Source organism: Palleronia sp., assembly GCF_042089775.1.
In the GTDB taxonomy this organism is placed as follows: Bacteria; Pseudomonadota; Alphaproteobacteria; order Rhodobacterales; family Rhodobacteraceae; genus Palleronia.
On sequence record NZ_JBELKF010000032.1, the window covers coordinates 1 to 13574 of the forward strand.

The following is a 13574-nucleotide window of genomic DNA, read 5'->3' on the forward strand; positions in this document are numbered from 1 at the left end:
GACATCAACCGGCGGACCCTCCGTAAGGCCGGAGGGAAGTTGGGGCTCAGGTCACCTGCCAGTCGGCGCAAGGAAAATTTGGCTAGTTAAGTATGTAGGCCCCGAAAAAAGCGGGTCGGGCGCCCGATACCGTCGATGACAGCATGAAGCGTCGTGTTCACCCCGCCTTCCATCCGTCCGATCAGGCTGCCACGCCCCCTCTTTTTCAACCGTAGACTGGAGGCCGTGCCGTGTGCCTTTGAGGTCGGTCTCATCCGCTGCCCGGCAGTGGTTTGTGGCAAACCATGAGAGCGATCATGATCGTCTTCCGCTCCGTGCCCACGGCCGCCAAGCCGCCCATCATCCTGGCAAACACACACCGTTCGCAGCTGCGCTGTTCACCTCCACCGCTTCCACCGGTTGCAGAGTGTTCTTCGGTAGACTGTACTTCGTTGCACCAGCTCAGCCCATTGATGAAGATTATGCCACTCAGGATCTGTCTGTCATCGAACCGGGGACAGCTTGGCTCAACGAAATTACAGTGCAGCCGCGCCGTCCGCACTTCGCTCAGCCCTAACAGGTTGCTCGTGCACGTGGTCTCCTCGCGGAAGCGTGAACCTAGACTAACGCCCGCAACAATGGGTCCTGAATTTTCGAGAGCGAAGTCGGGAGCGTTCCCGGGCGGTCGAGGACGGCAGGTACGGATGTTGCCACCGTGACACGGCGAGCCCGCGCGACGAAGGCCAGCTGGTTCGTCCTCGGTATAGTGACGGCAAGGCCAGGGCCTCCAGTCCCAGATCAGCTACATGGCATGGCGTCAGCGACCGATTAGATCTGGGCACGAGGGCGAAGCCGCAGCACCGCTCCTCGCCTGAACGAGGAAAGCCGGGGCGACTGCCCCGGCCTCTTGTCGTATCTCGATCCGAAAGATCAGCGCTTGGAGAACTGGAAGCTCCGACGGGCCTTCGCCTTGCCGTACTTCTTCCGCTCGACCACGCGGCTGTCACGCGTCAGGAAGCCGGCGGCCTTCAGCGCACCACGCAGCGACGGGTCGTAAAGCTGCAGCGCCTTCGAGACGCCGTGCTTCACAGCACCAGCCTGTCCGGAAAGGCCGCCACCCTTGACGGTGCACATCACGTCGAATTGGCCTTCGACATTGGCGATCTGGAACGGCTGCTTCAGGATCATCTGAAGAACAGGACGTGCGAAATACGCATTCACGTCCTTGCCATTCACGGTCACCTTGCCGGTGCCCGGCTTGATCCAGACGCGAGCGACTGCGTCCTTGCGCTTGCCGGTGGCGTAAGAGCGGCCCAGATCGTCACGGACCGGCTCTCGGGGCGCATCGGACTCAAGCTCGGCCGTGGTGCCGGCGACAGCTTGGTTCAGCTCTTCCAGCGAATTCACTTGCTCAGCCATCAGTAGGCCTCCCGGGTGTTCTTCTTGTTCATGGACTTCACGTCCAGAACTTCGGGCTGCTGCGCCTCATGCGGGTGTTCGGAGCCGGCATAGACGCGCAGGTTGGTCATCACCTGACGCGACAACGGGCCGCTGGGCAGCATCCGCTTGACGGCCTTCGTCACCACGCGCTCGGGGTGCGCGCCTTCGAGCATCTGGCCCTGCGTAACGGATTTGATCCCGCCGGGGTAGCCGGTGTGCCAGTAATGCGGTTTCTCACGCTTGCGCCCCGTCAGCTGCACCTTATCGGCGTTGATGACGATGACGTTGTCGCCCATGTCCATGGACGGCGTGAAGGTCGGCTTGTGCTTGCCGCGCAAGCGCATGGCGATGATCGAGGCGAGGCGGCCGAGAACGACGCCTTCGGCATCGACGACGATCCACTTCTTCTCGATATCCGCCGGTTTCGCGGTGTAGGTCTTCATGATCGGTCCTGTTCGTTCGCGGATGCGCAAGGGGCGCACACCCGGTGACATTCGGATAGGCGGTTTTTAACGATGGCAGCGTTACAGTCAACTGCGACTTTCCGGTAATTACCTAGCGAAAACAATGTTCTACAAATATGGTATTAGGATACCCCACCCTGGAGCCGCCGAAATACCGGTTAGTTCGCGATGCGCCCGCCCTTCCACCGGTGCGGGGGACTGCCAGTCGTGCACGCACGTGCCGAACCAGAAAAACGTTGAGATTTCTCTTGCGCGAAAGAACGCGTGGTCTTAGATGGCCCTTCACGACGGGGACGATCCCAACTTCAGGCGACGGTATTCGATACGACCTGGGGGGGCGCTAAGGACCCACCACATCTATCTACTGGCTGAAAGGGGGACCTCCATGGACGGAGCCGACCTCTTCCAACTGGGGATCGGTCTGGAGACAGGCGCCCAAGCGGAAGACCTCACCGCCCGCAACGTTTTTGACGAATCGCGGGACGATCACTTTATTCGCGACGACGACGGTCGCGTCTTCGCTGGCCGACACCTCATCATTGAGGTGGTGAACGGCCACGGACTCGATGACGAGTTCCGTATACAGCAGGCGTTCCGAGATTGCGTCGAAACCTGTGGCGCGACCCTGTTGCATATCCACACGCACAAGTTCTCGCCTCAGGGCGTGTCAGGCGTGGCTGTTTTAGCGGAATCGCACATCTCGGTCCACACATGGCCCGAAATTGGCTACGGCGCCTTCGACGTCTTCATGTGCGGAGACGCGAAGCCGTGGCTCGCGGTTGACGTGCTGAAGCGCGCCTTCGGCACGGCTGACGTGCGCGTCAAAGAGCTTCTGCGCGGCGACGGCGTCGTCTCCGAGACGATCGCGGCGTGACATCAGGGGCGCCCTCCGGGGCGTCCCGATTTCCTCCCACGCGTTGGACGCGCAGGTCAGTGAGAGGCGGTTGGACTCTCGATCACGCCTCCCTTCAGCCGGCAGTGAATCGGCAACATTCTCATGACTGGAGGCACCGCATGCAAAACCTCACCGGGTGGACCGTGGAGACGCTGCACGATGGCTTTGCCCAAGCCCATCGAATGGACCGCGTGCTCTACGACAGCAAAACAAAGCATCAGCGGATCGTAGTGTTCGAGAGCGCACAGTTCGGACGCGTGATGACACTTGATGGGGTCGTGCAGGTCACCGAGCGGGATAATTTCATCTATCACGAGATGATGACCCACGTCCCGCTCTTCGCGCACGGATCGGCGAAGCGCGTGCTCATCATCGGCGGCGGTGATGGCGGCATGGCGCGCGAAGTGCTCCGTCATCCAGTAGATCAGGTGACAATGGTCGAGATCGACGGGGGCGTCGTCGACTTTTGCAAGGAGTACCTGCCCACGATTTCGGACGGAGCTTTCGAGGACCCTCGGCTCGATCTGCAAATCGCCGACGGTGCAGGCTTCATGCGCGACACCGCAGGCGGCTACGACGTGATTATTGTGGACTCCACCGACCCCGTCGGCCCTGGTGAGGTGTTGTTCACCGACCATTTCTATGGCCACGCCAAGCGCGCCCTCACCCCTGGCGGCATCCTCGTCACGCAGAACGGGGTGCCTTTCATGCAAGGCCAAGAGCTGACTGGTACGCTACGTGCGTTCGGCAGCCTTTTCAGTGACGCGTATGCTTATCTCGCCCCTGTGCCGACATACCAGGGCGGCTTCATGGCGTTTGGCTGGGGCACCGACAGCCACGTGCGCGATGTGGACATCGCTACCCTGTCCGCGCGCGTGAACAACATGGGTTCGAGCTTCGGCTACTATACGCCTGAGGTTCACAAAGCGGCGTTTGCGCTGCCGGGCTACGTGAAGCAGCTGCTGCCCTGACGGCAAGGGGGGCGCTCGCCCCCGGGGTCTTCAGCCCTCGTCGATCTCTACGATCACAAGCTCGCGCTCAGCGGCGCCGACGGCGTGGCTCAGCGCCTCCTGATATGCGTCGGAGCGATAGCACGCCTCCGCATCCTCGACACTCGGGAAACGCGCAACTACATTTCGCGGCCTCTCCGGCCCCTCGAGCGTCACGTATCGCCCGCCTCGAGCGATGAAGACGCCGCCATGGGCCTTGATGGCCGGCCCAGCCAGATTTGCGTACCGGCCATAGGCATCTTCATTAGCGACCGATACGTGGGCGATCCATAGTGCGGGCATCAATTCGCCTCCTTCAAAACGTTTTCAGCCGCGACAATCGCCGCCTCAGAGTTCTCGGCGGTCTTGGCCCCGCCCTGTGCCATATCCGGGCGACCGCCGCCGCCCTTGCCGCCAAGCGCCTCGACAGCGGCCTTAACGAGATCCACGGCCGACAGACGGCCCGTCAGGTCGTCGGTCACACCCGCAGCGACCGCAGCCTTGTCGCCGGCATCGGCAATCAGAAGCACCGCGCCCGAGCCGAGCCGACCCTTCTGCGCGTCGATGAGCGCCGGCAAATCCTTGCCCGTCACGCCCTCCACCACCTGGGCCACGAACACGATGCCATTCACCTCGTGCGTCTCGGCACCACCGGCAGAGCCACCACCCATCGCCAGATCGCGACGCAGCTGCGCAACTTCGTCCTCGAGACGACGCCGTTCAGCCGATAGCTGCCGCACCCGTTCTATCAGATCGGACGGCGCAGCCTTCAGAACCGCCGCGGCCGCGGACAGCTGACGCCCCTGCCGCGCCAGATGCTCCAGCGCCGCCGCTCCAGTCAATGCCTCGACCCTGCGCACGCCAGACGAAGATGCACTGTCGCCGGTGATCACACACAGCCCGATCTCGCCCGTACGAGCCACATGCGTGCCGCCACATAGTTCGATGGACCACGTGTTCTGATCCGGGCCTTTACCGGTCGCAGCAACACCCATCGAGACCACGCGAACCTCATCGCCATACTTCTCGCCGAACAAGGCCTGCGCGCCCAGTTCGCGCGCCGTATCGGGATCCATGATACGGGTTGAGACTTCGGCGTTTTGTCGAATGAAATGGTTGATCCGCTCCTGCACCGACGCGACCTCGTCTTCGGTCAGCGCCTTTTGATGAGAGAAGTCAAAGCGCAGCCGTTCAGCATTATTCAGCGATCCCCGCTGAGCCACATGCGTTCCCAGAACCTCGCGCAGCGCCTCGTTCAGAAGGTGCGTGGCCGAGTGGTTCGCGCGGATCTTCTGGCGCCGATCAGCATCCACCGACAGCTTCGCCGGAGCGCCCTCCCGCAGCGTGCCGTGCCGCACCGTGCCGAAATGAATGAAGACACCCGCCACTTTCTTTGTGTCCGTGACCTCGACCGACGCATCCTGCGTCTCGATCGTTCCGGTGTCACCGACCTGGCCGCCCGCTTCGGCGTAGAAGGGGGTCTGGTTGATCACAACCTGCACTTCTGTCCCGGCTTCGGCCTCGGCTGCACGATCGGTTCCAGCGACCACCGCCAACACCTCGCCCTCGGCAGCGAGATTCTCATAGCCCAGGAACTCCGTCAGGCCGTGCGTGTCGGCCACGTCGAACCAAATGGCGGCATCGGCCTGCTCGCCCGACCCCACCCACGAGGCGCGCGCCTTGGCCTTCTGCTCGGCCATTGCGCTATCGAAAGTTTCGGTATTCACCCCGCGCCCCTTTTCCCGAAGCGCGTCCTGCGTCAAATCCAGTGGAAAGCCGAACGTATCATACAGCTTGAATGCTGTCTCGCCCGGAAGATCCTGCCCGTCGGGGAGCCTCGCAACCTCTTCGTCCAACAGCTTCAGGCCCCGCTCCAGCGTACGGCGGAAGCGCGTCTCTTCTTGCAGAAGCGTGTCTTCGATGACGCTCTGCGCCTGCACGAGCTCGGGATAAGCCTGACCCATCTCTTGAACCAGCGCAGGAACAAGACGATGCATGACCGGGTCGGCAGCACCGAGAAGATGCGCATGGCGCATGGCGCGCCGCATGATGCGGCGCAAGACGTAGCCCCGCCCTTCGTTTCCCGGCAGCACCCCGTCGGCGATCAGGAATGAGGTCGAGCGGAGATGATCGGCAATCACGCGATGATGGACGTTGCCGTCACCGTCAGGCTCCGTTCCCGTGACCTGCGCCGAGGCTTCGATCAGAGCGCGGAATAGATCGGTATCGTAGTTGTCGTGCTTGCCCTGAAGCAGCGCGCCGATCCGCTCCAGACCCATCCCAGTATCGATCGACTGCGTATCAAGATCCCGGCGCGTGCCATCCGAAAACTGCTCGTACTGCATGAAGACGAGGTTCCAGATTTCGATGAACCGATCACCATCCTCTTCCGGGCTGCCCGGCGGGCCGCCCCAGATCTCCGGGCCGTGATCATAGAAAATCTCGGTGCAGGGACCGCAAGGGCCAGTCGGACCAGCGGACCAGAAATTGTCGTCTGTTGCGATCCGTATGATGCGGTCGTCAGGCAGGTCGGCGACCTTCTTCCAGATCCCGACAGCCTCTTCATCAGTATGGAAGACGGTGACCAGCAGGCGATCCCGGTCGATGCCGAACTCCTCGGTGAGCAGGCCCCAAGCGAGCGTGATCGCTTCCTCCTTGAAGTAGTCGCCAAAGGAGAAATTCCCCAGCATCTCAAAGAAAGTATGGTGCCGCGCGGTGTAGCCCACATTGTCGAGGTCGTTGTGCTTTCCCCCGGCGCGGACGCATTTCTGCGCCGTTGTCGCCCGGGTATAGTCACGCGTCTCGACGCCGGTGAACAGGTTCTTGAACTGCACCATTCCCGCCGCAGTGAACATCAGCGTGGGATCGTTGCGTGGAATAAGTGGCGACGATGGCACGATCGTGTGGCCGTGCTTTTCGAAGTAGCGCAGGAAGGTGGAGCGGATATCGTTCAGACTGGGCATGGCACGGCTTTCGGAATGTATCCCGGCCGATGTACCCGGCCCGCCGCCTAGGGACAAGGAACGAGATCATTCTGACCGATTTCGGGAGATCGACCAAAGCGATCTCCCGAAGAGGCTAGATCGGTCAGTCGTCGGTCAGCGCGTCGTCGTCTTCGGTCATGCCGTCGAACTCAAGGCCGTGGCTAGCGCGGATCTTGTCTTCGATGGAAAGCGCGATGGCCGGATTTTCTTTGAGGAAGTTCTTCGCGTTTTCTCGACCCTGGCCGATCCGCTCGTCGCCGTAGCTGAACCAGGCGCCGGACTTATCGACCACGCCGGCTTTCACGCCGAGATCAAGAAGCTCGCCTGTCTTTGAGATGCCTTCGCCATACATGATGTCGAATTCTACCTGCTTGAACGGCGGGCTGACCTTGTTCTTTACGACCTTCACGCGGGTCTGGTTGCCCACGACTTCGTCCCGGTCTTTGATCGAGCCAATCCGTCGGATATCGAGGCGCACGGAGGAGTAGAATTTCAGAGCGTTGCCGCCCGTAGTGGTCTCGGGCGAGCCGAACATGACGCCGATCTTCATGCGGATCTGGTTGATGAAGATCACCGTGCAGCCCGAGCGGTGGATAGAACCGGTCAGCTTGCGCATCGCCTGTGACATCAGGCGTGCATGAACTCCGACCGAGCTGTCTCCCATGTCGCCCTCTAGTTCAGATTTCGGCGTCAGCGCCGCGACGGAGTCGACGACCACCATGCTGACCGCGCCCGAACGGACGAGGGTGTCGGTGATCTCCAGTGCCTGCTCACCTGTGTCCGGCTGCGAGATCAGCAACTCGTCAAGATTGACGCCCAGCTTCCTGGCGTATTGCGGGTCCAGCGCATGCTCCGCATCCACGAAGGCGCAGACGCCGCCCTTCTTCTGCTCTTCGGCCACGCAATGTAGCGTCAGGGTCGTCTTGCCCGAACTTTCCGGACCATAGATTTCGACGATCCGTCCTTTCGGAATGCCGCCGATTCCCAGTGCAATGTCGAGCCCGAGAGAGCCAGTGGAGGTGGATTCGATGTCCGGGATGGGATTTTCACCCCCGAGCTTCATGATGGAGCCCTTGCCGAACTGCCGCTCGATCTGCGCGAGCGCCGAGTCGAGCGCCTTCTGCTTGTCCGCGTTCTTCTTGTCAGCCATGTCGAGAATATTCGCCGTGCCCATTGTTCGCGCTCCTTGTGGCATGTCCGCCGGGGGGCGGCAATGTCCGCTTTGTTCCCTGCATGTTCCGCTCAACATGCGATCAAAAGGGGAACGTTTCAAGTCCTTCCGTCACTCTGGCTGGCTTTGGTTGTTTTCACGTTAACCACCGCATGATCAGCGGGATCACCCAGGCGAATATTATATCAGACTGCGCCGACGCTTTCGCTGCCCGTGTCCAACTGCCGACTGACCACGCTCGTCAGATCCGACAGCGAGAACGGTTTCTGGATGAATGCCGACCGCGCAATTCGGGCTTGGGTGCCGGAGAAACTCTCCTCGGCATAGCCCGACATGAAGACCACCGGAACGTCCGGTCGCCTCTCTCGCGCCCGCTGAACCCAAGTTGGACCATCCATCCCGGGCATGACAACATCGCTGACGAACAGATCGATCTTTGCGGCATCGTCAAGCACGGCTTCTAGGGCGCTCTCACCATCCTCGGCTTCAATCACCTCGTAGCCGCGCAAGCGAAGTGCTCGGGCGGCAAAGGCGCGCACCGGCGCTTCGTCCTCGACCAGCAGGATCACTGCACCATCGGCGTCCTTGGTCGCCGGCGCCGGCCTCGGCGCAGCGGCTTCCGTGATCAAGGGACCCGTGTGCGCAGGAAACAGCAGCGTGAATGTGGTGCCCTGGCCTTGGCGACTGTCGACGAAGATATACCCGCCGGTCTGCTTCACGATCCCGTAAGCAGTTGAGAGCCCCAGTCCCGTGCCTTCCCCCGTCTTCTTCGTCGTGAAGAACGGCTCAAAGATCTTCTTTCGCACCTCGGGAGGAATACCGGTTCCCTCGTCCACAACGCTGACCTCGACATACTCACCCACCGGCACGGTGACTCGATCGCGGGTCAACGGCGCCTCAAGGCGCATTGCCCTTGTTGAGATATCGATGCGGCCGCCCGTGGGCATCGCGTCCCGGGCGTTCACCACGAGGTTCATGATGACCTGCTCAAGCTGTCTGCGATCCGCGCGCACCAGAGGAAGGTCGACCGCATGGTTCAGCGCGAGCGTTACGCGGGCGCCCACGAGCCGGTCCAGTAGATGCGTCAGGTCTGAAAGCAGATCACGCAACGCCACCGTTTCGAGCTTCAGGTTCTGCTTTCGCGAAAACGCCAGTAGCTGTCCCACGAGGCTCGCGGCGCGGTTGGCATTCTGGTTGATCTGCTCGAGATCCGCAAAGTCGGGATCGGACGCGTCGCGACGCAAGAGAAGAAGGTCGCAATGACCCCGAATCGCTGTCAGCAGGTTGTTGAAATCGTGTGCGACGCCACCCGCAAGCTGCCCGATCGCTTGCATCTTCTGCGACTGAACCATCTGCGCTTCGAGGGTCTTCAAGTGCGTGGCGTCTTGCAGAACCGCCATCAGCCGTTCGCCGCCCGATCCAGGCGCACGGTCCAGGATGATCTGCACGTACATGTCTTCCGTGCGGCGCGACGCGCGTACGACTTCTGGTCGAGCAATGGCGACCCCGGAGAACGCGTCAGCCACCCACTTCGGCACCGAGCGGCCAAGCCCGTCCACGAGTTCATAGAGCCCGACTTTCCCGGCGTCTCCAATCCTCAGAAGTGTTCGCGCCCTCGAATTGGCAGAAACGACCATGCCCTCCCGGTCGATCTCGATCATGGGGAGCGGCAGTCCCTCAAAATCGACAAGCGCATCGCCCTCTGTGACGGTCGCCTCATCCAGCCGCCACAGCAGGTCGCCGCCTGACACCTTCTGGACCGAGAGGCGACGAGACGGAACGCGCGGCAAACGGCGTTCGGCGCTCCCTTCAGCCAAGGCCCGAGCGCGCAGCTCGGCGATGACTTCCGAGGGATCGGCGAGGTCCGCAGCAAGCAGGCGATCGAGATCGCCCGCGTCATTCGACCATACCAGACGCCCGGCTGCGTCGGTGACGTAGGTCGGCCGGCGGTCGTTGCAGAAAAGATCGCGCAGCAGCTCGGCTCTGCGGCGCCGACGCAGCGCCACCGGCCCGCCAAGTAAAATCAGGAATGCGGAGACGGCGGCCAGCGTGACACCGAACGCCAGCAACGGGATGGCATACTCGTTAGACGGCGCCGCCCAAGCGGAGAAGATCACGCCGACGGACAGCGCCAAGAGCCACGTCGCCCTGGTCCCGAGACGAGCGGCTTCGTCCGCAAGCGGCAGCCTGATATCGGACACGTAACCGGCGCCCCCTATTCGTTCCGTCGTTCAGGATCGCGCGAAATCCTTAACAACTCGTTAACGCGTGTCCGACGACTTGCGGAGCAGCGCACAATAGAACCCGTCTCCGCCATCCAAAGGCGTGAAGTGGCGAGACTCAAGATGATCGACAGGAGCGCGGGCCGCGAGAGCCTCGACGCGCTGCCCATTCTCATCATCAAGCAGCGAGCAGGTTGCATAGGCGAGGATACCTTCGGGCGCGACGTGGTGCAGGGCGTTATCCAATATCCGGTCCTGCAACCCGATCAGCTCGACCAGCCTCGCATCGGAGAAGCGTATCTTCCCCTCGGGACTTCGCCTCCACGCACCGCTGCCCGAGCAGGGCGCATCGACCAGGACGAGATCGTAAAGCGCGTCGTCAGGCAGATCCGCCGGAGGCACCACATTGATGGCCGCACCCGCGCGAGCGCTGCGTGTTGGAAGATCCATCAGACGGCGCGGATCTGCATCGTGCGCGTCGATCTGCGCCCCGGTCCGCGCCGCAAGCGCCAGAGATTTGCCGCCACCTCCGGCGCAGAAGTCCAGGATACTGGACACCCCATCGAGTGGCAGCATATCGACGACGGCTTGGCTCGCAGCGTCCTGAAGCTCAACGAGACCGTCGCGATAGGCTGCCGAGATCTGGACCCGACGTGCATTCTCGGTGACTTCCAGCGCGGTCGGCGAAAGAGGGCCGGGGCGAGTTAAGATCCCCTCCTCCGCCAACACGCCACGCGCCGCTTCAATGTCCGTGCGCGCAATGTTTACCCTGAGAAAAACCGGCGCGCGATCCTGGAGCGCTTCCATCACGGGCGCGAACGAAGGGCCGAGCGACCTTTCTAACTTAGGCGCCAGCCACGCCGGGCAGTCCAGAGCGGTCGCCCAGTCCGGAGCCGCATGTTCCTCCGTCTCACGCTCATCGAGCGGCGCGGGGGCGTACCGGTCGCCGGTGAACACCGTCTCAGGCGCCGTGCCGGTGGCGCGAAGAAAGCCGATCATGCGTGACCGGCCATCCGCACCCCCACCAAGCGCTGCCGAAGACCACCACCGCCGCAGCACGCCGAAGACAAGATCGCGGACAGCCGCCCGATCCTTAGACCCCGCGTGACGAGAGCCGCGGGCCCAGGACATCAGCACCCGCTCGGCCGGCTCGCCGGCTAGCACCCGATCGATACATTCGATCGCCGTCTGAACTCTTGCTGCCGGGGTCACTTAATGTGTCACCCTATCTTCTACCTGCAGTACCTTCATCCCAAACGATAATTCGGAGATTCGCGCACGATCTGGACGTCATGGACATGGCTCTCCTTCAGCCCGGCGCCGGTGATGCGGACAAATCGGCAATTCCGGCGCATCTCGTCCACGGTCGCGCATCCCGTGTAACCCATGGCAGCGCGCAGACCGCCGACGAGCTGGTGGATCACCGCGCTTGCCGCGCCCTTGTATGGGACCTGCCCCTCGATCCCCTCCGGCACCAGCTTGTCGCTGGCCGCGTCCTTCTGGAAATATCGGTCGGCCGACCCTCGGGCCATAGCACCAAGCGAGCCCATCCCGCGGTACGACTTGAACGAGCGCCCCTGGTACAGGATCGCTTCACCCGGGCTTTCATCGGTCCCGGCGAGCATCGAGCCCACCATCGCACAAGACGCCCCGGCTGCGATCGCTTTGGCGAAGTCGCCCGAGAACTTGATGCCGCCGTCCGCGATCACCGGCACGTTGCCCGCGGCGCTCGCGGCATCGATGATCGCCGTCAACTGCGGCACGCCGACCCCGGCCACCATGCGCGTCGTGCAGATCGAGCCTGGCCCGATTCCCACTTTGACCGCGTCGGCGCCCGCGTCGATCAGCGCACGCGCACCTTCGGCGGTGGCAACGTTGCCGGCCATGATCTGCACTTCGTTCGACAGCTGCTTTGCGCGCCGCACGGCATGCGCAACGCCCTCGGAGTGGCCGTGCGCCGTGTCGATCACGATGATGTCGCAGCCTGCATCGACGAGCGCCTCGGTCCGCTCGAAGCCCGCGTCGCCGACTGTGGTCGCGGCCGCGACGCGCAGGCGACCCAGGCGATCCTTGCAGGCCGCGGGGTTCAGCACCGCTTGCTCGGTGTCCTTCAGCGTCAGCAAGCCCGTCAGCTTGCCCTGCCCGTCCGTCACGAGAAGCTTCTCGATCCGGCGCGCCTTCATCAGCTTCTTTGCTTCCTCGAGATCCGCGGGCTCCGTCAGGATGGCGAGGTTGTCCTTCGTCATCATCGCAGAGACCGGCGTCGCATCATCGCTCGCAAATCGCATGTCGCGGTTCGTGACGATGCCCACCACACGATTGCCGGCGTCGACCACCGGAAAGCCGGTGACGCGGAACCGGTCCTGCAGCTCTTTCGCGTCGGCCAGCGTCTGTTCGGGGCGCAGTGTGATCGGCTTGTAGACCACGCCGCTTTCGAAGCGCTTCACGCGGCGGATCTCGTCGGACTGCTCCTGCACCGTCAGGTTGCGATGGACCACGCCGATCCCGCCCGACTGCGCCATGGCGATGGCCATGCGCGCCTCGGTCACCGTGTCCATGGCCGAGCTCAGGAGCGGGATGTTGAGGGTGATCTCGCGTGTCGCGCGGGTGCGGGTATCGGCGGTCGACGGCAGAACGCTCGATGCGGCAGGCTGCAGGAGCACATCATCAAAGGTGAGGGCCTCGCGAATCTCCATGGGGGTCTCCTTGGGAGGCTTCGGTTGGCACGTCCCTATTTCACGGGTTTTGCCGAAAGAAAACCCCGGAATCCTGCCCTGCGCGGTTCCGTTTCCGTTCGCGAAACTCCCCGCGCGGGGCTTTCCATCCCGGACAGACAAGTTATGGTTCGAAGTACAGGAAAGGCAGGGCCACAATGTCATCGCGCACCATCGAATACGGAAACCTGATGCATGCGGCCATGCGTGGCCTGATCCGAAACGTGCTGCTCGACGTCGAGGAAAACGGCCTGCCGGGCGACCACCACTTCTTCATCACCTTCAACACGCTGCACCCGGACGTCGAAATTGCCGACTGGCTGTCCGATCGCTACCCGGGCGACATGACCGTGGTCATGCAGCACTGGTATGACGGCCTGGACGTCGGAGAGGACGGCTTTTCCGTGACGCTCAACTTCGGCGACAGCCCCGAGCCGCTCTATATTCCGTACGAGTCGATCCGCACCTTCGTCGACCCCTCGGTCGAATTCGGCCTGCGCTTCGAAACGCAGGAAGAGGGCGACGAACCGCCCGCCGACATGATCGAGATCGACGAGGATGACGAGACGCCCGAGAAAGACGAGCGCCCGAAGGAAGCGGAAATCGTCAGCCTCGACAAGTTTCGCAAATAGCGCGGACCGCGAGCGTTCACGATATTGCCTGAGGCGCCCTCGCATGCTTGAAGCCCATGCGACAAGGACGCGAAGAGGCAGACG

General features: G+C 62.6%; 11 protein-coding genes and 1 pseudogene. 3 read left to right on the top strand and 9 right to left on the bottom strand.

Annotated elements, in window-relative coordinates; all coding sequences use genetic code 11:
• Positions 1–104 precede the first annotated feature (104 nt).
• The 3 genes and pseudogenes from ACFDS3_RS09770 to rplM form a co-directional block, all read right to left on the bottom strand.
• Positions 105–619 (bottom strand): annotated as a pseudogene (locus ACFDS3_RS09770) (hypothetical protein); the annotation flags it as partial.
• A gap of 290 nt (positions 620–909) precedes the next feature.
• Entirely contained in the window at positions 910–1398 is a 489-nt protein-coding gene (rpsI, locus tag ACFDS3_RS09775) for a 30S ribosomal protein S9 (protein ID WP_375262166.1), read from the bottom strand.
• Positions 1398–1862 carry a 50S ribosomal protein L13 gene (gene rplM, locus ACFDS3_RS09780; RefSeq protein ID WP_375262167.1) on the bottom strand — a complete coding sequence of 155 codons (465 nt, stop codon included), beginning with the start codon at positions 1860–1862 and terminating at the stop codon, positions 1398–1400. Before rplM ends, rpsI begins: the two co-directional genes overlap by 1 nt.
• A gap of 406 nt (positions 1863–2268) precedes the next feature.
• Here rplM and speD point away from each other — a divergent pair, with 406 nt between their 5' ends.
• Positions 2269–2757, top strand: coding sequence for an adenosylmethionine decarboxylase (gene speD, locus ACFDS3_RS09785; protein WP_375262168.1), 489 nt, complete (start codon positions 2269–2271; stop codon positions 2755–2757).
• A 140-nt stretch (positions 2758–2897) separates the two neighbouring features.
• Positions 2898–3749, top strand: coding sequence for a polyamine aminopropyltransferase (gene speE / locus ACFDS3_RS09790; protein ID WP_375262169.1), 852 nt, complete (start codon positions 2898–2900; stop codon positions 3747–3749).
• A gap of 30 nt (positions 3750–3779) precedes the next feature.
• On the opposite strand, the gene ACFDS3_RS09795 is transcribed toward speE, so the two are convergent.
• The 6 genes from ACFDS3_RS09795 to guaB form a co-directional block, all read right to left on the bottom strand.
• Complete coding sequence (locus tag ACFDS3_RS09795) at positions 3780–4070, bottom strand: DUF1330 domain-containing protein (RefSeq protein WP_375262170.1); 291 nt, start codon at positions 4068–4070, stop codon at positions 3780–3782.
• Positions 4070–6730: an alanine--tRNA ligase gene (gene alaS, locus ACFDS3_RS09800; RefSeq protein WP_375262171.1), complete on the bottom strand. Its 2661-nt coding sequence runs from the start codon at positions 6728–6730 to the stop codon at positions 4070–4072. Before alaS ends, ACFDS3_RS09795 begins: the two co-directional genes overlap by 1 nt.
• Positions 6731–6854: 124 nt before the next feature.
• Positions 6855–7925, bottom strand: a complete 1071-nt coding sequence (gene recA / locus ACFDS3_RS09805) for a recombinase RecA (RefSeq protein ID WP_375262172.1) — start codon at positions 7923–7925, stop codon at positions 6855–6857.
• A 182-nt stretch (positions 7926–8107) separates the two neighbouring features.
• Positions 8108–10057 carry an ATP-binding protein gene (locus ACFDS3_RS09810; RefSeq protein ID WP_375262173.1) on the bottom strand — a complete coding sequence of 650 codons (1950 nt, stop codon included), beginning with the start codon at positions 10055–10057 and terminating at the stop codon, positions 8108–8110.
• Positions 10058–10183: 126 nt separating this feature from the next.
• Positions 10184–11356, bottom strand: coding sequence for an RsmB/NOP family class I SAM-dependent RNA methyltransferase (locus tag ACFDS3_RS09815; RefSeq protein ID WP_375262174.1), 1173 nt, complete (start codon positions 11354–11356; stop codon positions 10184–10186).
• 35 nt (positions 11357–11391) lie between these two features.
• Positions 11392–12840 (bottom strand): IMP dehydrogenase, encoded by a 1449-nt coding sequence (gene guaB / locus ACFDS3_RS09820; protein WP_375262175.1) that lies wholly within the window; start codon positions 12838–12840, stop codon positions 11392–11394.
• A 176-nt stretch (positions 12841–13016) separates the two neighbouring features.
• On the opposite strand from guaB, the gene ACFDS3_RS09825 reads away from it, so the two are divergent.
• Entirely contained in the window at positions 13017–13490 is a 474-nt protein-coding gene (locus ACFDS3_RS09825; RefSeq protein WP_375262176.1) for an SspB family protein, read from the top strand.
• Positions 13491–13574 lie beyond the last annotated feature (84 nt).